This is a genomic window from Flavobacterium glycines (assembly GCF_900100165.1).
Lineage (GTDB): Bacteria > Bacteroidota > Bacteroidia > Flavobacteriales > Flavobacteriaceae > Flavobacterium > Flavobacterium glycines.
Window position 1 is genome coordinate 23,458 of the sequence record NZ_FNEO01000010.1, and the last position, 20,862, is coordinate 44,319.

At 32.7% G+C, this 20,862-nt stretch carries 24 protein-coding genes; 9 read left to right on the forward strand and 15 right to left on the reverse strand.

The genetic code is table 11. From position 1 onward, the window contains the following. Window position 1: 1 nt before the first annotated feature. Genes BLR17_RS15500 through BLR17_RS15515 form a run of 4 tightly spaced genes read right to left on the reverse strand, consistent with a single transcriptional unit; the run spans window position 2 to window position 3,550 of the window. Window positions 2-1,480, reverse strand: a complete 1,479-nt coding sequence (locus tag BLR17_RS15500; RefSeq protein WP_066324494.1) for a cryptochrome/deoxyribodipyrimidine photo-lyase family protein — start codon at window positions 1,478-1,480, stop codon at window positions 2-4. Further along, window positions 1,462-1,590, reverse strand: coding sequence for a DUF2256 domain-containing protein (locus BLR17_RS15505; protein ID WP_074517207.1), 129 nt, complete (start codon window positions 1,588-1,590; stop codon window positions 1,462-1,464). The genes BLR17_RS15500 and BLR17_RS15505 overlap by 19 nt, the downstream gene beginning before the upstream one ends. Continuing rightward, complete coding sequence (locus BLR17_RS15510; protein WP_066324497.1) at window positions 1,590-2,891, reverse strand: ABC1 kinase family protein; 1,302 nt, start codon at window positions 2,889-2,891, stop codon at window positions 1,590-1,592. The genes BLR17_RS15505 and BLR17_RS15510 overlap by 1 nt, the downstream gene beginning before the upstream one ends. Beyond that, a complete protein-coding gene (locus BLR17_RS15515) occupies window positions 2,888-3,550 on the reverse strand; it encodes a TetR family transcriptional regulator C-terminal domain-containing protein (protein WP_066324500.1) in 663 nt (220 codons plus the stop codon). The genes BLR17_RS15510 and BLR17_RS15515 overlap by 4 nt, the downstream gene beginning before the upstream one ends. A gap of 108 nt (window positions 3,551-3,658) precedes the next feature. Here BLR17_RS15515 and BLR17_RS15520 point away from each other — a divergent pair, with 108 nt between their 5' ends. Next, a complete protein-coding gene (locus BLR17_RS15520) occupies window positions 3,659-4,573 on the forward strand; it encodes a TIGR01777 family oxidoreductase (protein WP_066324501.1) in 915 nt (304 codons plus the stop codon). A gap of 16 nt (window positions 4,574-4,589) precedes the next feature. Here BLR17_RS15520 and BLR17_RS15525 read toward each other — a convergent pair whose 3' ends face one another. After that, the gene (locus BLR17_RS15525) at window positions 4,590-5,135 is read right to left on the reverse strand and encodes a YceI family protein (protein WP_066324509.1); all 546 of its coding nucleotides are present in this window, start codon (window positions 5,133-5,135) and stop codon (window positions 4,590-4,592) included. Window positions 5,136-5,140: 5 nt separating this feature from the next. Then, a complete protein-coding gene (locus tag BLR17_RS15530; protein WP_083189163.1) occupies window positions 5,141-5,509 on the reverse strand; it encodes a hypothetical protein in 369 nt (122 codons plus the stop codon). Between the two features lie 91 nt (window positions 5,510-5,600). On the opposite strand from BLR17_RS15530, the gene BLR17_RS15535 reads away from it, so the two are divergent. Further along, the gene (locus tag BLR17_RS15535; protein WP_066324511.1) at window positions 5,601-5,990 is read left to right on the forward strand and encodes an OB-fold protein; all 390 of its coding nucleotides are present in this window, start codon (window positions 5,601-5,603) and stop codon (window positions 5,988-5,990) included. A 6-nt stretch (window positions 5,991-5,996) separates the two neighbouring features. Next, window positions 5,997-6,878 (forward strand): DUF5777 family beta-barrel protein, encoded by an 882-nt coding sequence (locus tag BLR17_RS15540; RefSeq protein WP_066324513.1) that lies wholly within the window; start codon window positions 5,997-5,999, stop codon window positions 6,876-6,878. Between the two features lie 24 nt (window positions 6,879-6,902). On the opposite strand, the gene BLR17_RS15545 is transcribed toward BLR17_RS15540, so the two are convergent. Next, window positions 6,903-7,442: a YceI family protein gene (locus tag BLR17_RS15545; RefSeq protein ID WP_066324515.1), complete on the reverse strand. Its 540-nt coding sequence runs from the start codon at window positions 7,440-7,442 to the stop codon at window positions 6,903-6,905. 200 nt (window positions 7,443-7,642) lie between these two features. After that, entirely contained in the window at window positions 7,643-9,010 is a 1,368-nt protein-coding gene (gene rmuC, locus BLR17_RS15550; protein ID WP_066324522.1) for a DNA recombination protein RmuC, read from the reverse strand. Between the two features lie 148 nt (window positions 9,011-9,158). On the opposite strand from rmuC, the gene BLR17_RS15555 reads away from it, so the two are divergent. The 5 genes from BLR17_RS15555 to BLR17_RS15575 all read left to right on the forward strand — a co-directional run bounded on the left by BLR17_RS15555 (window position 9,159) and on the right by BLR17_RS15575 (window position 12,781). After that, entirely contained in the window at window positions 9,159-9,566 is a 408-nt protein-coding gene (locus tag BLR17_RS15555; protein WP_066324523.1) for a hypothetical protein, read from the forward strand. 58 nt (window positions 9,567-9,624) lie between these two features. Continuing rightward, window positions 9,625-10,173, forward strand: a complete 549-nt coding sequence (locus BLR17_RS15560; RefSeq protein WP_066324525.1) for an RNA polymerase sigma factor — start codon at window positions 9,625-9,627, stop codon at window positions 10,171-10,173. Between the two features lie 44 nt (window positions 10,174-10,217). Beyond that, a complete protein-coding gene (locus BLR17_RS15565) occupies window positions 10,218-11,618 on the forward strand; it encodes an outer membrane beta-barrel protein (RefSeq protein WP_066324528.1) in 1,401 nt (466 codons plus the stop codon). 65 nt (window positions 11,619-11,683) lie between these two features. Continuing rightward, window positions 11,684-12,262 carry a pseudouridine synthase gene (locus BLR17_RS15570; RefSeq protein WP_066324529.1) on the forward strand — a complete coding sequence of 193 codons (579 nt, stop codon included), beginning with the start codon at window positions 11,684-11,686 and terminating at the stop codon, window positions 12,260-12,262. 54 nt (window positions 12,263-12,316) lie between these two features. Then, complete coding sequence (locus BLR17_RS15575; protein ID WP_066324531.1) at window positions 12,317-12,781, forward strand: tRNA (cytidine(34)-2'-O)-methyltransferase; 465 nt, start codon at window positions 12,317-12,319, stop codon at window positions 12,779-12,781. Window positions 12,782-12,839: 58 nt separating this feature from the next. Here BLR17_RS15575 and BLR17_RS15580 read toward each other — a convergent pair whose 3' ends face one another. The 4 genes from BLR17_RS15580 to truA form a co-directional block, all read right to left on the reverse strand. Then, the gene (locus BLR17_RS15580; RefSeq protein ID WP_066324534.1) at window positions 12,840-13,694 is read right to left on the reverse strand and encodes a DUF5602 domain-containing protein; all 855 of its coding nucleotides are present in this window, start codon (window positions 13,692-13,694) and stop codon (window positions 12,840-12,842) included. 149 nt (window positions 13,695-13,843) lie between these two features. After that, window positions 13,844-14,629 (reverse strand): ABC transporter ATP-binding protein, encoded by a 786-nt coding sequence (locus tag BLR17_RS15585; RefSeq protein ID WP_066324538.1) that lies wholly within the window; start codon window positions 14,627-14,629, stop codon window positions 13,844-13,846. Between the two features lie 6 nt (window positions 14,630-14,635). Further along, window positions 14,636-16,390 (reverse strand): ABC transporter ATP-binding protein, encoded by a 1,755-nt coding sequence (locus BLR17_RS15590; protein ID WP_066324540.1) that lies wholly within the window; start codon window positions 16,388-16,390, stop codon window positions 14,636-14,638. A gap of 22 nt (window positions 16,391-16,412) precedes the next feature. Next, window positions 16,413-17,153 (reverse strand): tRNA pseudouridine(38-40) synthase TruA, encoded by a 741-nt coding sequence (gene truA, locus BLR17_RS15595; protein ID WP_066324541.1) that lies wholly within the window; start codon window positions 17,151-17,153, stop codon window positions 16,413-16,415. 211 nt (window positions 17,154-17,364) lie between these two features. On the opposite strand from truA, the gene BLR17_RS15600 reads away from it, so the two are divergent. Continuing rightward, window positions 17,365-17,862, forward strand: coding sequence for a metallophosphoesterase family protein (locus BLR17_RS15600; RefSeq protein WP_066324543.1), 498 nt, complete (start codon window positions 17,365-17,367; stop codon window positions 17,860-17,862). On the opposite strand, the gene BLR17_RS15605 is transcribed toward BLR17_RS15600, so the two are convergent. From BLR17_RS15605 to BLR17_RS15615, 3 genes are all read right to left on the reverse strand, one after another. Then, window positions 17,863-19,431, reverse strand: a complete 1,569-nt coding sequence (locus BLR17_RS15605; protein WP_245683153.1) for a tetratricopeptide repeat-containing sensor histidine kinase — start codon at window positions 19,429-19,431, stop codon at window positions 17,863-17,865. Window positions 19,432-19,585: 154 nt separating this feature from the next. Next, window positions 19,586-20,248 carry a response regulator gene (locus BLR17_RS15610; RefSeq protein WP_066324551.1) on the reverse strand — a complete coding sequence of 221 codons (663 nt, stop codon included), beginning with the start codon at window positions 20,246-20,248 and terminating at the stop codon, window positions 19,586-19,588. Window positions 20,249-20,347: 99 nt separating this feature from the next. Then, window positions 20,348-20,761 carry a DUF4293 domain-containing protein gene (locus BLR17_RS15615; protein WP_066324552.1) on the reverse strand — a complete coding sequence of 138 codons (414 nt, stop codon included), beginning with the start codon at window positions 20,759-20,761 and terminating at the stop codon, window positions 20,348-20,350. Window positions 20,762-20,862 lie beyond the last annotated feature (101 nt).

The following is a 20,862-nucleotide window of genomic DNA, read 5'->3' on the forward strand; positions in this document are numbered from 1 at the left end:
TTTATTCGCTGTCACCAATATCAGCCATGGTGTGTAATCTTAATATACGGGCATTTTCTTCCCTTACCAGTGGATTCTTTTTCATTTTCCACAAAAAATCACTGGCAAATTTTCTGGTTCGTTCCAAATTGACAATAGGTTTTGGATAATGAATTCCTATTTCAAAATCGTTGAATTTTTGGTCTAAATAGGTCATTTTATAGGGTTCGTGTACAAATGCTATGGGCAGATGACGTAATTCAGGAACCCATTTTTTAATAAATTCGCCATTGGGATCGTACTCATGGCTGTTTTTTATTGGGTTGTAAATGCGTAACATATTGATTCCGGTTTCGCCGGCCTGCATTTGCAATTGCGGGAAATGAATTCCGGGTTCAAAATCGAGAAACATTTGCGATAAATGTTGTGTAGCTTCCTGCCAGGGCTGCCATAAATTGTGCGTAAAAAATGAGACTAACATGGCGCGCATTCTAAAGTTCAGATAGCCGGTTTCATTCAGGCAACGCATGCAGGCATCGATTAATGGAAATCCTGTTTGTCCCTTTTTCCAGGCTTCAATGTATGTCGGGTTGATTTTCTTTTTTAACGAATGAAAACCTTTATTGATACTCTCAAATTCCATGATTTCTTCCATTTCAAATTTTTGAATGAAATGAGCCTGCCATGTGAGTCGGGATACAAAAGAATCGATTTGTTTTTTATGGCTGCAAGTGAGTCTAAACGTAGCCGCTTTTTGTAAAACCTGTCTTGAAGACAGATTTCCCCAGGCGATATAAGGCGATAATCTGCTGCAACTTCTTCGGGCTAATACAGGACTTGAAATATGCGAACTGTAATTGTGATAGCGTTCGTCAAGAAAGTTCTCCAAATATTTATATCCCATCGTGCTGCCTCCTTTTTGAAAAACAGCATCCGGAATAGTTTCTAAAGCGGTTTTCTCTACTATTTTTTCGAGTTCGACAATTGCTTCTGAAGGAAGAAAATTTTCGGCTTTAGCATCAAAAATAAATTGGGGTTCGTTCATGTATTTTTCCCATTTGGAAACCCAATCGGTTCTGTTTTTTAATCCTCTGAAAATGCCGTTATTGATATTTTCTACCCAATTGATTTGGTTGTTTTTACAAAAGCGTTTGAAGGTTTTGTCTCTTTCATAAGTAATTTTTAAACCAGTTTCCTGATGTGAAAAAACACTGTCGATTTTATAAATTTCCTGAAGTGTGTTGAATACATGAGCCACTTCTGAAGATATCGCTAAAACATGAGTATTTAATTTTTTTAGCTGTTTGTTGATATCCACCAGCGATTGTTTGATAAAATTCCAGTGTCTCTGGCTATAATGCGGATCATTTTCTAAAGATTTTTCAAATACGTAAAGCAACAAAGTAGGTGTAGCTGTTTTTACAGCATTAAAAATCGCTTCGTTATCCTGTAAACGAAGGTCTCTTTTAAACCAAACCACATTTATTTGTTTCTTTTGCATTTTTCGCTACAATATTTGACTTCATCCCAAACTTTTTCCCATTTTTTACGCCAATTAAAAGCCCGCTGACATACCGGACAAATTTTAGACGGAAGGTTTTCTTTCTTCACTAGTTGTATTTTTCAAAAGCGTTCACGACAATTTTGGCTTTCAAATCAAACATCAAATTGTACAATCCAAAAAAAGTTCGGTTCATGTAAATAAAATGTTTGGAGCCACGGTTTCCATTCATTTTTTTCAGATTCGTATCTTTTGAAAAGCGTTCGCCTAACTGGGCAATATTCTCAAAGAATACTTCATCAGAGAAATCGAAAGTATCCGTTTGAAACGGTTTGGTAAACAGCGATAATAAATCATAGAACATTTGTGTGAAATAGGCAATTTCTTCTTTGCTGTCGTCAGTTCTGAGGATTTCCAATTCGAATAATTTTTCTCTAAAAAGTTTCTTGTTGTCAATGACTTCTTTGTTGATTAATTCAAAATAAGGAATGTAAAAATCATTCGGGATTTGTTTCATGCAACCAAAATCCAATGCAACCAATTGGTTTTTGTCATTGATTAAGAAATTCCCGGGATGCGGATCGGCATGGACTTTTCTCAAAATATGAATTTGGTACATATAAAAATCCCATAAGGCCTGACCTAGTTTATTAGCAATTTCAGTATCTGAATTTTTAAATTCGGATAAATGAACTCCTGTCACCCAATCCATTGTAATGATTTTCTCGGATGAATATTCAGGATAATACTCAGGAAAAACCAGATTGTCAATTTTTTTGCAAGCATCAACTACTTCCTGACTTTGTTGCAGTTCCAATAAATAGTTAGTTTCCTCAATCAATTTATCTTCGACTTCTTTGAAATATTTATCAGAATCTTTGCCTTGCAGATTAAACATTCGAATGGCGATGGGTTTCACCAAAGCCAAATCAGACGAAATGCTGTTGGCAACACCCGGATATTGAATTTTTACCGCCAGTTTTTTACCGTTTTTTACTGCCAAATGCACCTGACCTATACTTGCTGCATTCACCGAATTTGGGTTGAATTCGTCAAAAATCTCATAAGGTGTTTTTCCAAAATTAGATTTGAAGGTTTTTAATACCAATGGTGCCGAAAGCGGAGGAACTGAAAATTGAGACAATGAAAATTTCTCCACATAAGCCTGAGGTAAGAAATTCTTATCCATACTCAGCATTTGAGCCACTTTCAAAGCGCTGCCTTTCAAACTTTTTAGTCCGTCATAAATATCTTCGGCGTTGTTTTCATTGAGTTTATCACGACTTAAGTCGGAATTCACTATTTTTTCGCCGTAATATTTAATATAGTTTACACCCACTTTGGCTCCGGTTTGCACCAGTTTTGTGGCTCGTTCAATTTTAGAGGTCGGAATATAATCGATTGTTTTCATGAGTTAGTTTGCATTTTTTCTTTAAAAATAAATTTTCCAAAATCGATTAAACTGTTGATAGGAGCCGTGTTCATTAAGTCGAAACTCAGCTTTACTGATTTTTCAATAAAAATGTCTGTTTTTTCAAAAGAAGCAGAGCCGTCTTCCAACCAAAATTTTAAGGTGAATAGAAACTGAATCCAGGCACTTTCCTGAATAGCTTTTTCCTGAAAATTTTGTATTTTATCTTGCTGAATACGAATTTCATCAGTAGTTATTTCGGCAATGAATTTTTTAAAATTGTTTCTCAATCCTGAAAGTTTCATAAGGTTTTGTAACTGATTTTTACCTTCATTCAAACTAATGCTTACATAACTTCTATTGGCAGTCAATAATTCGAAAAAGGTAAAATAAAAACTCAGTAGTTTATTTTTCATGTCATAAGACTCGTAATTGTTGTCTTTGTGCAATAATTCTATGGTTTTCTCAAAAAAATGACTGTAAATTTCCTTTTCTAGGGATGCAAGATTTCCAAAGAAATTATAAAATTCGGTTTCTTCAAAACCATTTAATATTGCGAATAGGTATACTGATTGGGGTTTCTCATTATGTTCTAAGACAAAACTCATATACATTGAGATGATAGATTCTTTTGTTATTTTAGTTTTCTTAGTTGCCATTTTTTATGTTTTTTATATTAGAATATAAAGGTACTAATTGTTTAACTATTTTTCACTAATGTTAAACAAAATATCTTCGTATCTTTGAATATTGATTAAAAAGATGAAATGAAAAAAAATGTATTGATAACCGGAGGAACTGGATTTGTAGGCAGGCATTTAACACAACTGTTAATTGCTAATGGTTTTTCGGTTTCTGTTCTGAGCAGAAATAAAAGAGTAAATACAGCAAATGTTTTTTATTACTGCTGGGATGTAGAAAAACAGTTTATTGAAGAAGAAGCCATCCGAAAGGCTGATTACATTATTCATTTGGCTGGAGATAGTATTGTAGAAAAACGCTGGACAAAGAAAAGAAAAGCGTCTATTTTGTCCAGTAGAGAGCTTTCAGCACAATTGATTTTTGATACTTTAGTAAAATCTAATAAAAAAGCAGAAGCTTTTGTATCGGCTTCTGCTGTTGGAATTTATGGAGCGATTAATGGCCGTGCTATTTGTACTGAAGAAATGCAACCAACAAATGACTTTTTAGGTTTGACCTGTCAAAAATGGGAAGCGGCAGCTAATCAATTTGAAAAACTGGGAATCCGAACAGTTAAAATCCGTACGGGTTTAGTGTTAGGAAAAGAGGATGGTTTTTTGAAAAAATTAGCTCCTGTTTTTAAGTTAAGATTGGGTTCGGTTTTAGGCTCAGGAAAACAGTATATGCCCTGGATTCATATAGATGATTTGTGTCGTATTTATTTGGAAGCCATCAAAAATTCGACAATGAGAGGAGCTTACAATGCTGCTATTACTGATGATACTACTAACAAAACATTTTCTGAAGTATTGGCAAAGATTTATGGTTATTCTGTTTGGTTGCCAGGTGTACCTTCATTTTTAATAAAATTCTTTTTAGGAGAAATGGCTAAACTAATCCTAACAGGAAGAAGGATATCTAATAAAAAAATAAAGGAACTCGGGTTTGAATTTCAATTTAACAATCTTGAAGAAGCTTTACGGGATTGTATTAAAGAGTAAGTTTTTATTAAAATAATTATTTCAATAAATAATCGATTTGAACCTGAACTGTTTCAGCCATTTTGGGCTGAATGATTTTGGGAATAGTAATATTGAAATCTTTTGGATTTAAATTGAAATTTGAAGTTAATTCAAGGTCGTTTCCCATTTTTTTAAGTAAAATAGTCACAGCAATTGGCTTAGATACTCCGTGTAAAGTAAGTGTGCCGTTTGCATTGAATTTTGTTCCTTTAGATTCTATTGCGGATAGATTGAAATCCTTGATTGTTCCTTTAAAAATGGCTTTTGGAAATTGATCGCTTTCAATAAAATTTTCATTAAAATGTTCTTCCATTAAAGCTACTTTAAAGTGGAAACCTCTCATTAAAGCTAAACTGGCAATTTCTCCTGTTTTAGTATCGATAATACAACTCACAGATTGATTTGTAGCTTTTACTTCTTCAAAAGAAGGAACAGAAGCTTCAAAAATAATTTGTCCGGTTTTAGTAATTTTTTTGTCTTGTGAAAAAACAGTTGTTTTTCCTAAGAAAAAAATAGCGGTAAAAAGAAATAAAAGTCTCATCTGTGTTATTCTGGATAGCCATTATTTTTCCAATTGGTGAATTTGTCAATAGTAGCCTGGGGCAATCGGGTACCATCTTTAGGCATCATACTTGTGTTTCCTTGCGGTAATGAAATTCGGTCTATTAAACCATTACTTTCTACAGCGGTTTTAACTTTGGCATAGGTGTTCAAAGAAATTGTTGCACCGTTTGTAGGAGTACTGGCATGGCATGAAATACAATTGGCTGATATTATAGAACTAATTGTGTTCGTATAGGTAATTGTTGTTGGGGTAGGATCAGGGTCTGGATCCGAATTGGAATCACCGCCAGACGAACAACTGCTCATTACTAAAAGTAATGTTGCTGAATATAATTTAAAAATAGTTCTCATGGCATTTGTATTTAAATTTTAAGTAAATTTACTAAATAATTGTTGTATTTGTCTTAAAATCAATGTGTTATTTTGTTTGTTTTTTGAGGTTATGAGAAAAAAAATAGGAATAGGGATTTTAGTTATGACGCTTCTTTTTATGGCGGTATATTTTTATGTTTATAAAGACCATCGCAATATTTCAACTGAAGAGGAGAGTTATACTATGGATGTAAAAACTCTTTTTTCTGCCTATCAGAATAATGAAACAGCAGCTGATTCGAAATATTTAAATAAGACAATTGTTGTTAATGGTGCAGTTAGTATGGTAAGCATTGAAACACAGTCTGTCGTTTTAGATGAAAAATTATTTGCTGTCTTTTCAACTAAACTGGTAAGTGGTATCAGAATAAAATCGAATTTAAAGATAAAAGGGCGTCTTATTGGGTATGATTCCCTTTTGGAACAAATTAAGATGGATCAATGTGTAATTTTAAATTAAACGAATATGAAGATAAAATATACGTTCCTTGCATTCTTTTTCCCTTTGTTACTTTTGGCTCAAAATGACTTATTAAAAGAGATTGACGATAAGTCGATGGAAAGCACTGCTAATCCTGCCTTTAAAGCATTGAAAATTGTAAATTTTGAATCTACAAAATTAATTGGCAAAGGAGATTTTTATTTGATTATTTCACACCGTTTTGATTATCTGGACCAAGGAATTAAAGAATTTTTTGGACTGGATAATGCGTTTACGCAACTCAAATTTGCTTATGGTATAACTGATAAATTTACAATTCAGGCTGCAAGAAGCGGATTTCAAAAAACTTATGATTTAGGTTTGAAATATTTAATAATTAATCAGAAAACAAATGGTTCTCCGGTAGCTATTGCTTTTTTTAATAGTTTAGCCGCAAATACCGAGTTGGATAAAGCTAATTATCCTTCACTTGATTTTCAGGATCGTTTGAGTTATGTAAGCCAATTATTGATTTCAAGAAAAATTACGGATAAGCTTTCTTTAGAAGTTGCGCCAACTTTTTTTCATGAAGGTTTTCTGGTGGAAATTTTAGATGAAAACAATAATGTTGTTACGCCTAATCCTCAGGACAAAAACCAGTTTGCCGTCGGAATAGGAGGGAGATATAAGTTATCCAAAAGATTATCATTGAATATGGATTATGGAGCGCATCTAAACAGAGCCAGTCAATCGGTTTTTAAAAATCCATTGTCAGTAGGTTTAGATATTGATACAGGCGGACATATTTTTCAGGTACTTTTTACTAATTCCAAAGCCATGCATGAAGCCGGTTTTTTAGGTCATACAACAGGAGACTGGGGGAAAGGAGAGATTTCCTTTGGATTTAATTTAATACGGGTTTTTTAAACTGCTTTGTAGTTTTCTTTTTTATTATAAAATGCAATTAATATTGACATTGACATTTTTAGATATTTTATTGCGTACAATGAAAGGAATATCAATGTTATAATCGTCGGTGTCCAAACTAAAATCAGATTGAATTAAAACTTTGTTTTCAGCAGTTTTTGAGATTTTAGCAAGTACTTTGATATTCTTAGTTACTCCGTGAATATTGATACGTCCTTTGATGAAATAATCAGTTGGAATACTGTTGATTTTAGTAATTGAAAATTTTTCAATCTGACCTTTAAACGTTGCTTTAGGATATTTTTTACTTTCCATATAATTAGCATTGAAATGATCCTCCATTAGGCTTCTTTCAAAATGGAAAAGTTTTACGAAAACAACAAAATTAATATTTCCGTTTTTAGAGTTTAAAAGAGCGTAAACCTTGTTGTTTTTAGCTTCAACGGCTTCATAAAAAGGTACAGATGCTTCAAAAGTAATAGTGCCAGTAGTGGTCATTTTTTTATCCTGAGCAGCTATTGGAATGCCGAAAAAAAACAAAAAAAGGAGTAGAATTTTTTTCATCGCAGCATTAATTTTCTACTTAAAGTTAGAAAAAAAAGTGTAAAAATCCTAATAAAACAAGAGTAAAGAATAGGTGGAATATCGGTTTTTTAATGCTTTTTATCCGAGATAAAAGGTTTATGTATGAAAGGGTTTATAATTTGAAAAAACAAAAATAAAGCCGTTTCATTAAATCATTAATTGTTGAAACGGCTGTTGTTTTATTCTATGAGATTATCATCTTTTTTTGCTCTGGCGATAATACTTTCTGGGAGTGCTTTCTTAGCTTTAGCCCCCATCTTTTTGAGCTTTTCAACTCTTGTAATCAGGTTTCCACTTCCGTCAACTAGTTTGTTCATGGCGCCGGTGTATTCTATTTTAGTTTCGTCAATTTTTTTGCCTATTTTAATCAAGTCGGCAACAAAACCTTCAAATTTATCATATAATGCTCCTGCTTGTCTGGCTATTTCCAATGCATTTTCCTGTTGTTTTTGATTGGTCCACATGCTGTCAATAGTTCGTAAAGTGGCTAATAAAGTGGCAGGAGTTACAATGACAATGTTTTTTTCAAATGCTTTGTTGTACAATGATGCATCATCGTTTAGTGCAATAGCAAATGCCGGTTCGATAGGAATAAAAAGCAACACAAAGTCAGGGCTTTCAATTTGGTACAAATCCTGGTAGTTTTTGTTTCCTAATTGCTCTACGTGACGTTTAATAGAATTAGTATGCTCTTTTAAATAAATATTTTTTAAATCCTCTTCTTCTTCATTAATGTATTTTTCATAAGCTACCAATGAAACCTTAGAATCCACAATCATTTTTTTGCCGTCAGGTAAATTAATAACCACATCGGGCATGACACGATTGCCTTCTTCGGTTGTGAAACTTTGTTGTACTTCGTATTCACGGCCTTTTTCTAAACCTGATTTTTCTAATACGCGTTCTAAAACTAATTCGCCCCAGTTTCCCTGCATTTTACTATCACCTTTTAAGGCTTTGGTTAAGTTCAGGGTTTCTTTACTCATTTGAATATTCATTTCGCGCAAGCCCAAAATTTGTTGGCGTAAAGCCGCATGATAATCGATGCTTTCTTTGTGGGTATCTTCGACTTTTTTTTCGAATAACTGAATTTTATCCTGAAGCGGAGTCAGGATGTTTTTCATGTTTTCTTTATTCTGCTCGGTGAATTTATTTGATTTTTCGTCCAGAATTTTATTGGCCAGGTTTTCGAATTCTTTGGTGAATTTTTCCTGAAGTTTTTCTACTTCTTCTTTTTGTTCTTTGTTTTTTTCCCAAAGATTATCAAAATCGACTTCTTTTTTCGAAAGTTGGATAGCCAGACTGTCTTTTTCAGTTCGAATCGCTTCTTTTTCCTGGTTGCTGTTTTCTAATTGTTTTTCGAAATTGATTTTGTCATTAGAAAATTGTTCTTTCAATTGATTGATTTGGGAAGTAAGTGCAATCAATTTTTCTTCTAAACTTGTTTTTTCAGATTGAAAACGGGCAGAAAAAATGAGTTTTCCAATGTAGATACCAATGGCAAGAGCAATAACAAATGATAATAAAAGAGGAAACATAGTAAGCATAAGAATGTTTTATAGGTAAAGTAAGCAAAAATAAAGATTAATGCTGATTAAAAGCATTTTTTATTGAATGGAAAAGATATTTTTTAAAGATTTCATACGCAACCTTTTTTGAGTTTTGTACTCTAAATAAATATCAAAAAGTACTATCATGAGTAGAAAAAACCTGGCTTATTTGATTGTTTTTGCATTCTTTCTTTCGTTTTGTTCGTTAAAGAATGAGGAAGATGTTATCAATGAGCACGCTATTATTGGGACCTGGCATTGGAAAGAATCCAGAGGTGGATTTTCAGGAAATGAAATTGTTACTCCCGAAAGTACCGGTGTTACTATAAAATTGGTTTTTGGAGCAAATAAAAAAGTGATAGTTTTTACTAATGATGTCGAAACGGGAATTTATGAATATACTGTAAAAATGGGAAAAACTATTTTTGATAATGAATTACACTATTTGTTGAATTTCAATCAAATGAGTTATGTGATTTTGAATGTTGATAATAAAGAAATGAGTATTCAGGACAATTTTCCCGATGGTTATGTTTTGACTTACACCAAGTAATTTAAATGGTTGGGAATGCTTAAATTTGTTTACGTCAAATTATTTTAAGACCTTTTTTTTGAAAGAATCTATAGATTATTATATCCGGAAATGTATCGAAAATGATAGAGGAGGACAACAGAGAATTTATCAGTTGTTTGCTCCTGTATTGTATGGTTTGTGTCTGAAATATATGAAAAATGAGGAGGATGCCAAAGATGTTTTTCAGGAAGCTTTTGTAATCGCGTTTCAAAAAATGAATCAATATCGTTTTGAAGGAAGTTTTGAGGGTTGGTTAAAACGTATTTTTATCAATAAGTTGATAGAGACATTAAATAAAAGAAAAAGAGATGTGCTTTTTGCAGAAGAGATTTATCAGGATGATATTCTTGACGAAGAAGAAATAGATACTTTTTCAATTCCGCAAGAAAAATTATTAGAATGTATTCAGCAACTCCCGGATCAATACCGTTTAGTTTTCAACTTGTATTATTTTGAAAAAATGAAACATAAAGAAATTGCACTTGCTTTGAATATTTCGGAAGGAACATCAAAGTCTAATTTGAATCGGGCAAAGAGCAATTTACAAAAGAAAATTGTAGCCTTGATGGCTTTAAAAAATGAGTAAAAATGAATTTTGAATTTCGCTTAGAAATACAATAATAAGAGCATATGAGAAAAGACGATATAGATAAACTGTTTTCTTCTTTGGAAGATTTTTCTAAAACCCCTCCGGATGATTTGTGGCAGGGGATTGAGGAGAAATTAGATAATTCGGAAACCAAAAGAAGGTTTCCCTTTTGGTGGTCTGTAGCGGCAACTTTAGTTGTTGGGTTAGGACTTTTGGTTATTTTTAATTCTCATCCTGATACTAATGCGGTAATTCTGCCTGCCGAATCAAAAAAAGGAGTGGTTAATCAGTCAGGAACAGAAGATGCAGCGGAAAAAGTAAGTATTGAAAATAAAACAGAAACAGAAAAGCATAATTTAAAAAAGTCTTTTTTAAAATCTAATGCTACGGTTGCAAGCGGAAAACAAGAACAATCAACGAGTACAAAAGCAACTTTTTTAAATTCGGATCAACTAAAAAATTCGAATCAAAATAAAAAGACAGCAACGGTAATTACAAACAAAACCACGACTGCTTTAGCCAATAAAAATGAGAATCTAACATCTGCACAAGAAATAAAAAGTACTCAAAAAATATTTAGAAATCAACCCAATTCAATTGTGGAGCAAAATAAAATTATAGTTGAAAAATCAGTTGTTGAGGATAAAATAAAAGAAATGCCAAATTCAATTGAAGAGAAAGAAAATCCACTGGCAGCGATAGAAAAAGAACTTCAAAAGAAAGAAAAAACAGTATCAGAAAAAGACAGATGGTCGTTGCAGCTTTTTGCAGGAATTAACAATTCACAAAATATAAACAATCAAAAATCCTTAGGAAATACTATTGAATCTCAAAAAGGATACAATTATGGGGTAAAAACCAATTATAAGCTTAATCGTCGTTGGGCTGTAAGTACAGGTTTGAAAATTAGTGAACTAGGGCAGAAGATGGTCAATGTTTCTTATGTAAATTCGGCAAAAAGTTTGATTAATGTTTCCAAATCTTCTTTTTCAGCTTCTCCTAAAGAAAAAGGGAGTATAACTAATAATGCGAATTATTTGTTTATTCCGAAAAATCAAAATTATTCTCAAAATGCAGTAAGTAATTCCTTTTATGAAACCGCCGATTTATCTCAAAAAGTACAGTATGCAGAAATGCCAATGGAGGTTTCTTATGCTGTTTTAAATAAAGGAAAAGCACGTGTTAACCTGAATACCGGAGGCTTTGTTGGGAAAGTAATTTCGAATAAAGTGTTGCTTAATAACAGTAAAATTGGAGAGAATTCAGATGTTAATGATATGGTTTTTGGAACCGTTTTAAGCAGTACATTGCAATACGAATTGTATAAGAAAACAAGCATTTTTGTGGAACCGGGTATGAATTATTATTCTCAGCCGGTTCAAAATCAAAATTTTAATCAGTTTCAGGTAGTTTTTAATTTTGGTTTGAATGTGTCTTTTTAAATCGATTTATAATGACTTAACAATGCTTTGATTTGTGTATTTTTGCCCAAATTTTACTTCAAGGCATGTCGCATCATCATTTTATTCTTCATAAACCTTATGGTTATTTGAGTCAATTTATTTACGAATTGAAACGAAAAAAGAAGCTTTTGGGTGAATTATATGATTTTCCTGAAGGAACTATGGCAATCGGTCGCTTAGATGAAGATTCCGAAGGCTTATTGTTGCTCACTACCGATGGGAAGATGAGTGAACTTGTTCGTTCCAAAAAAGTATATAAAGAGTATTACGTTCAGGTGGATGGCATTATTACACAACAAGCTATAGAAGAATTGAAAAAAGGGGTTGAGATAGGTTTTAAAGGGCGAAAATACATAACGAAACCTTGCGAAGCCAGATTGATTCATGAAATTCCTGAGTTTGGAATCAGAGGAAGAAAAATAAGAGATGAACGCCATGGGCCTACTTCCTGGGCTTCTATCACAGTGAATGAAGGGAAATTTCGACAAGTGCGAAAAATGACAGCAGCTGTTGGGTTTCCTACTTTACGTTTGGTGCGTGTTCGTGTAGGTAATGTGTATTTAGATAATTTGCAGGCCGGAGAAGTAAAGGAAGTCGAAGATTTCAATTTAAATGATAAATAGCAATGACAATCACAATTGCAATATCAAAATCCAATAATCAATTTAAAAAATAAGATGTTAAATATCGTTTTAGTAGAACCTGAAATCCCTAATAATACCGGAAATATTGGTCGTTTGTGTGTAGGAACCGAGAGCCGTTTGCATTTAATTCATCCTTTTGGTTTTGTGATTAATGATAAAAACTTAAAACGATCCGGTTTGGATTATTGGGTGCATCTTGATGTTACCGAATATCAAAATGCAGATGAATGGTTAAAGCAAATTTCGGATAAATCAAGGGTTTTCCTGATGAGTTCCCATGCTGAAAAATCGTATTTAGAAAATGAATTTCAAGATGGTGATTGGTTGGTTTTTGGAAAAGAAAGTGTTGGTTTGAGTAAGGAATTTATGGATTTGTTTGAAAAAAAGAATCAATTGACAATACCAATGTCTTCTTTAATCAGAAGTTTTAATATTGCTAATTCGGTGGCTTTTGTGGTTGGCGAAGCAAAGAGACAGATTGCAATCCGGGGGATTTAGTTTTTAGAAAAGTATTAAAAGAGGAAGCAAAAGCTTCCTCTTTTTTTGTTTTAGAGCATTATTCCCGTGCAACAAATCCACTTAAAGTAATATAAGTGTTGCCATTATCGGGATTGTGATAAATATTGTATTTTGTTGGGTAATTTCCGGGTTTTTGGAAAAATTGCGGTTGGGAATAATCCGTGCTACTATCAACATGTGAAAGTAGATGGTCAAGTGTAATCATGGGCTCTGTAAAAATTACTTTCCCGTTATAAGAACCATAAATCATAATTTTTGAGAAAGGTAAAAAAGCACCTAAATTTACAGGTAACCAGTGTTTTCCCATTTGAGCTTCGGCAGTTGCATCTCCGGGAGGAGTAAAGTAATCGGCAGGCATGTATCCTTCCGGCGGATAATTATTGAATGCGGCATCAGTTTCCTGAGACCAGGCAGGAATTGCCATTTGATCGGCTATAGAAATCATGTAAAAATGAATATCAAAATGTGGGACATCAAAAACGCCTTCAGGTATGTGACCACGTGGATTCCAGTTGAGTCCTATGTGATTGAACGGGGTAAGTTGTTTGGCTTTTAGGTGTAATGGGACAATAACGGTTGAATGGTCGGCAGGGATTTTTTTGTCATTTTCATCGGTAAGATTTTTAAAAGCCTCAGGTGTAATTTCAAGACCTATTTCGTTTGGGGTTCCACTTTGGGAGACACTTATCCAGGAACGAACTTTTCCGTATCCAAACTGGACTTCGGGACCTTTAAAGACCAGGAGTTTATCTGTATTGGTTTTTCCGGACAGTAATGCTGTAGAATTACTTTGTAAATCACTGTTTGTCATGTCGTCTGAACTACAGGCAAAAAGGAAGAGTAGGATTACCAGGGTAATCATTTTTTTGGGCAGGGTAAACAAATTTTCCATGATTAAAAAATTTAAAGATTATTTAATGATGTAGATAAGTTTAGTTTTGGAGCAGCAAAAAAAAGAGTATTAAAAGTACGATTTTTTTATTGTAATTAATTGAAAAACAGTGTTTTTTTAAGAAGATGGTTTGTCGTTTTATCAAGAGATTAAGAAAAAATAAATCTTCCTTTTTCTGCATCAAAAGTAATATGTTCGTCTTTAAAAAGATTACCAAATATACCTTTAGAAATTAAATTACAAGGTTGATCCTGAACTACCGTTTCAGGAGTCATGATAATCATTTCGTCGCTTAAATGAATAGCTAAATCAATATCATGGGTAGAAAACAGAATGCATTTTTGAGTTTCCTGAGTTAGTTTTTTTAAAAGTCTGAATAAGGAAACTTTGTGCAATAAATCCAAATGTGTAGTGGGTTCGTCTAAAACGATTAGTGGAGTGTCTTGTGCCAAAGCTCTTGCTACTAAAACTTTTTGTAATTGTCCATCACTAATTTCGTGATGTCTTTTGGTTGCCAAGTGCTCAATTTGCGTAAGCTTTAAAGCCTGATTGACTTTTTCGATGTCTTCTTCGGTAAGTGTTCCAATCCAATTGGTGTAAGGTTGTCTTCCTAGAGCTACCAATTCAAAGACACTAAGATTGCTTGGAGGCAATTTTTCGGTCAAAACCACACTTAAATTTTTGGCTAAAGCCAAAGGATTCATACGGTGAATGTCTTTTTTGTTCAATAAAACAGTTCCTGAAATTGTTTTTTGGATGCCTGTTATTGTTCGTAATAAGGTTGATTTTCCAATACCATTTGCACCAATTAATGCCACAAGTTTTCCTTTTTCCAGCTTTAAGTCAATATTGGAAGCCACAATGTTTTGTTCCTTTTTGTGGGTATAGCCAATACTTATTTGCTCTGCTTGTAATATGCTGTCAGAATTGCTCATTTTGAATTATTCAGCTAATGAAAATTGAGAATCATAAAGGTTTTTGTAATAACCCGATTCTTTGTTGATTAACTCCTGATGACTTCCTTCTTCTACGATTAAACCTTTGTCCATTACAACAATTTTATCAGCATTGACAATGGTTGCCAGTCGGTGTGCAATAACAATAGAAGTCCTTCCTTTGGTAATGGTTTCGGTAGCCCGCTGAATCAATTCTTCGGAATAGGTATCAATAGAAGAAGTCGCTTCGTCCAGAATCAAAATACTTGGATTACTCACATAAGCTCTTAAAAAAGCAATCAACTGGCGTTGACCGGAAGAAAGCATTACTCCGCGTTCTTTTACATCAAAATCATAATTGTCAGGTAAACTCATGATAAACTCATGAACCCCTATTTTTTTTGCGGCAGCGTAAACATCCTCTCTGCTGATGTTCGGATTGTTTAAAGTGATGTTATTGTAAATGGTATCAGCAAATAAGAATACATCCTGTAAAACGATTGCAATTTGTTTTCTAAGCGAATTCAAAGTGTAGTTTTCGATGTTTATATTGTCAATACAAATTGTACCACTTTTTATTTCATAAAAGCGATTCAGTAAGTTGATAATGGTTGATTTTCCTGCACCGGTCGAACCTACAATAGCGATGGTTTCACCTGACTTGACTTGTAAATCAATGCCTTTTATGACTTCTTCATTGTCGATATAGCTGAAACGAACGTCTTTGAAGGTTATATTTCCATTAAAAACAGGAGCTTCAATTGTTCCGTTATCCTGAATTTGATCCTGAGTGTCAATGATTTCAAAAACTCGATTAGCCGAAATCATTCCTAATTGCATTTCGTTGAATTTATCAGCAATTTGACGCAAAGGGTTGAACAATAAACTGATAAACATTGTATAAGAAAACAAATCTCCGAAAGTAGTAAAATGGTCTCCATTTAGGATTTTTATACCGCCATACAATACAACACATCCCAAAGTTAAAGATGAAATAATATCGGCAATAGGGAAGAAGATGGAGTTGTAAAGGATCGTTTTTATCCAGGCATTTTGATGTTTTTCATTTATTATTTTAAATTTTTCCAATTCAATATCTTCGCGATTAAACAATTGTACAATCTTCATTCCTGTAACCCGTTCCTGTACAAAAGTATTCATGTTGGCAATTTGTGTGCGTACTTCTTCAAAAGCAACCTGCATTTTGCGTTGGAAAATTCGTGTGATGTAAACTAAAATTGGCATGGCAACAATAACAATCCAGGTGAGTTTCCAGTTCATGTAAAACATAAAGATGAGTACGACCACCATTTTCATTAAGTCACTTATAATCATGAACAGACCCTGGCTGAAAATTCTCGCAATCGATTCAATGTCCGATACAGAGCGAGTTACCAGTTGCCCAACAGGAACCAAATCAAAATATTTCATTCTGAAACTCAAAATGTGTTTGAATAATTTGAGACGAATGTCCTTTACGATATCCTGCCCTAACCAGTTAGCCCAATACACAAAATAAAATTGAGAAAAAACCTCCAGCAGCAGTACAATTCCCATCAAAGAGATATAGAGCAAAAGCCCCGAAGCATCTTCTGTTTGAATATAACTGTCAACGGTTTGTTTTAGTAAATAGGGACGTAACGCTGAAAAAACAGACAATGAAATGGCAAATACCACCACGCCATTAAAACGCCATTGGTAAGGCTTTGTATAGTGTAATATTCGTTTGAATAATCGAGTGTCGAATGCTTTTGCTTTCATTTGTTTGTTTTAATCCTAAGTGCTAATTATCTAAATAAGGATATTCAATTTTAGTTAAATATAATCCATGTGCAGGAACCGAAAAACCGGCTTTTTCTCTGTTTTTACTTTCGATAATAGCAATAAAATCGTTTAAATTTATTTTATGTAATCCAATATTTACCAATGTTCCTACAATTGAACGCACCATATTTCTCAAAAAACGATTGGCCGAAATTGTAAAAATTAGTTTGTTTCCTTCCTTTTTCCAATAAGCTTCAAAAATGCTGCAATCAAATGTATTTACATCGGTATGCACTTTTGAGAAACACTGAAAATCGGTATAATTCAATAATAATTTGGCGGCTTCATTCATTAAACCGACATCTAAAGTCTGATTGAAATACCAACTTTGTTCTTGTAAAAAAGCATCTTTATAAATATTGATATGGTATTCGTATGTTCTTTTAATAGCATCAAATCTACAATGTGCCTCTTCATTTACGGGGAAAATACCATAAATCACAATATCTTTAGGAAGATAGGAATTGAGTTTGTGCGTTAACTTTGGAATATCAAAAGGAGTTTCAAAATCAAAATGGGCATACATTTCCTTGGCATGAACACCGGTGTCTGTGCGTCCGGCTCCCATTAAGCTAATTTCAGAATGCAATAAAACGGAAAAAGCCTTATTCAAAGTTTCCTGTACTGAAGCGGCATTTGGCTGTATTTGCCAACCATGATAAGGGGTTCCGTTGTAGGCTAATTTTATAAAATATCTCAAGTTTTTTATCTCAAAGTTTCAGAGTTTCAAAGGTACAAAAAAGTAGCTAAGGTACTGAGTCGTTAAGATACTAAGTTTTTGTTAAGAGGTATCTGATGAGGTATTTGGTACAACTATTGTTTTTTCTGGAAAAACCTCCCGAATTATCAAGGCTAAACCTTGAAAAACCTTAGTATCTTAGCGTCTTGAAATCTTAGATTCTTAAAAAAAAATGAAAAAAATCCTTTTGCTTTCGGATACTCACAGCTATATCGATGATAGCATTTTAAAATATGTGCAACAGGCTGATGAAGTTTGGCATGCAGGAGATATAGGTGATTTAAAAGTGATGGATACTTTAAAAAAATACAAACCTTTAAGAGCTGTTTACGGTAATATTGATGATGCTCAGGCACGTTTAGAATTTCCTTTGCATAATCGTTTTATGTGCGAAGAAGTTGCCGTTTGGATTACACATATTGGCGGTTATCCGGGAAAATACAACCCCAATATAAAAACCGAAATGACTGCTAATCCACCTCAATTATTCATATGTGGACATTCACATATTTTAAAAGTCATGTTTGATAAAAAACACAATCTTTTACATATGAATCCTGGTGCCTGTGGTAAAAGTGGATTTCATCAAGTGCGTACTATGTTACGATTTTTAATCGATGGAGATAAAATCAAAGATTTGGAAATAATAGAATTAGAAAAAAGAGTGTAATTAAGTTTTGTATTCAATTGGTGCTATGATTTTAATCGTAGTTCCGTTATTGGTGCTTGAAATAATTCTAAACTTTCCCCCCATTGTGTTGATTCTAGCCTTAATCTGGTTCAATCCAAAGCCTTCAATTGTTTGGTAATTGTTGATTTCAAAACCTATTCCGTTATCTTTTACGCTGATGTGAAGATGGGAATCAATTTCTTTTAGGTTTATTTTGGCTTTATTAGCCTTACTATGTTTGATAATATTGTTTAATAATTCACTCACTATGAAATACATTTTCATTTCGTACTCTTCATTGTATCGGGTTTCATTGTTCACATTTGTAGAATAATCAAAATGGATAGAAGAGTTAGAATTTGATTCGCACAAGTCGTTTAGTGCATAAAATAATCCGAAACGAGCCAATAAGGAAGGTAAAAGCTGATGTGATAAATCACGGATTTTATAATGAGTTTGGATAAGAATCGACTTTGTTTTAGTAATTTCTTCACTGTTAGTGTCGTTTTTTGAAGAAAAAACAGTTAAGTGCAGGGCCGCCGAAGAAAGTAAAGCACTGATGTTGTCATGCAAAAACGAAGCAATTCTTTTACGTTCCATTTCCTGACCATTTACCGAAGCTGTAATGATGTTTTCCTGGATTTTACTTTCGATTTCTTTTAATTTATTTTTTTGTTTTAACTGAATGTTTTGAAAATACAAATATGAAAAAACGATAACGAGTAGTAGTGCAGATATAATAGCAATACTAATTAATCGGTTTTTAGATTGTTTTTCTAATAGTAATTGGTGACTGGTTTTGTATTCTGTTTTTATGTGGTCAATTTCTCTTTTGTACTCATCAATTTCCAGATTGATACCTAAGACGTTTAGTTTTTTTAATTTTTCTTCGTTTTTAAGTTCGTTAGTGATTTTGTTGTAAGCATTTAGGTTTTCATAGGCTTTTTTGAATTTTTTTATCTTAAATAAAAAAAAGGAATATTCCTGATGGGCATATGATAAGTCGGTTTTGTCTTTGTCTTCTTGGCCTAGTTTAATTGCTTTTTCAAAATAAAAAGTAGCTTTTTTTGAGTTGTTAATATGTGACTGATACATGCCGTTAAGCATGTTTAATATGACAAGAGTTGATTTGTCACTGTTTTTTTCTTGGTATTTATTAATGTAATTCAAATAAGGAAGACCTAAATCAAATTTTCGAATGTCAAAATAAGCCCAGGTAATGTTGAATTTAGTCAGGAAAATTTCTGATGAATCCCCAATTTTTGTACTGTATGCCAGGGATTTTTTGTAGTAATAAATTCCCTTGTTGTATTCTTTTTTATTAAAACAATGAATATTTCCTAAATTGTTATAAAGCCAGTTTTTAAGGTGCGAGTTCGTAGTTTTGTTAGCATAAATTATTGCTTTTTTGTAATAAAATAATGCTTTTTCGAATTCGCCAAGTTCGTCAAAATTAGCGGCTATGGTGTTGTAATTTAAAGCAATAAGATTGTTGTCTTTTAAGATTACGGCACTGCCTAAAGCTTGTCGGGAAAGAATTAAGGATTCTTCAAATCTTTCAGACTTCATTAAATTGGTAGCTTTTTGTGTTAAAATAGCAACTTTTTTTTGTGTTTCATTTTTTGTTCTTGAAAACAAGATATTAGTACTGCACAAAATGAGTACTAAGAACAAACTATGAAAACATTTTTGAAACATGGTAAAAAGTTGAAGCGACTTTAGTTTAAGGTTTAATCAAATTGTTTTTTAGGGCAAATTTGACTAAGCTAATAGTGTTCTTAGCATTTAATTTCTTTAAAATATTTTTACGATGTGTCTCTACAGTATTCGAACTAATAAAAAGCTTTTCTGAGATTTCTTTTCCACTATATTCTAAAGCAATCAAAGTGATGATTTCAATTTCTCTTCCAGTTAGTTGGTATTCTGTGCTAATAGTAGTTTTGTTGAGTTTTGGATTTTTTTTAGTTGCCGAATTGAATATTGTTTCCCGAACCTGATTCGAAAAATATTCTTCACCAGTACTCACTACTTGTATGGCTTCAACAATATTTTCACCTGCACATTGCTTAGTTAAATAACCACTAGCACCTAATTTCATCACCTCCTGAATTATTTTGATGTCGTCATAGGTGGAAAGAACAATTACTTTGCAAGGGAAGCCATTTTTAGCGAATTCTTTTAGTACTTCGATGCCGTCTTTTTCGGGCATACTGATGTCTAAAACTAAAATATCAGTAGCATTGTTAGAAACTTCTTCATAAAGGTCAGTCCCTTTTAGAGAAAAACCAACAACATTAAAATTTGGTATCGAATTCAATAGGGTACGCATACCATCAATTAATACTTTGTGGTCGTCGGCTAAATGAATTCGTATTGTTTTTTTCATAACGAGATTCTATTGTTTTCAAATGTAAAAAAAATAAAACAAAAAAACCCGAATTTATATTCGGGTTTCCTTCGCACTAATAAATTAAAATTTATAGGTTTACCTCAATCTATCCACAGATTTTACAAGATCTTCATCCTTTTTGATTGCTTTATTAGCTAAAACTAATGCTACGATAGCAAAAATAGGCAGAAACATCCCAATACCTTTCTCAGAAACTTCAGGAGTTTCTCCAGATAAATTTAGTGAATGATATAAAAACAATCCTAATAAAATCAAATTTAATATGATGTTCAATCTGTTAATAACAAATTGATTTTGTCTTTTCTTATAGGATAAAATGCTTAATATTGACAGGGTTGTACTCAATCCAAATAAAACTACATAAAGCTGATTTTGCATGAACAAAAATATTTTGCCATTATCCAATGTCCATAAAGGAAATACAAAAGGCAAAACTCCTGTGATAACAAAAGCTAAGAGTAAATATACGGTTTGAATACGTTGTATCATATTATCATTATTGCTCCACAAAAATATATTTTCTTTTTTTAAAATACTATTGTATCCTTAATTTTTATTCGTATTATTGCAATATAATACCGTAAGCACTT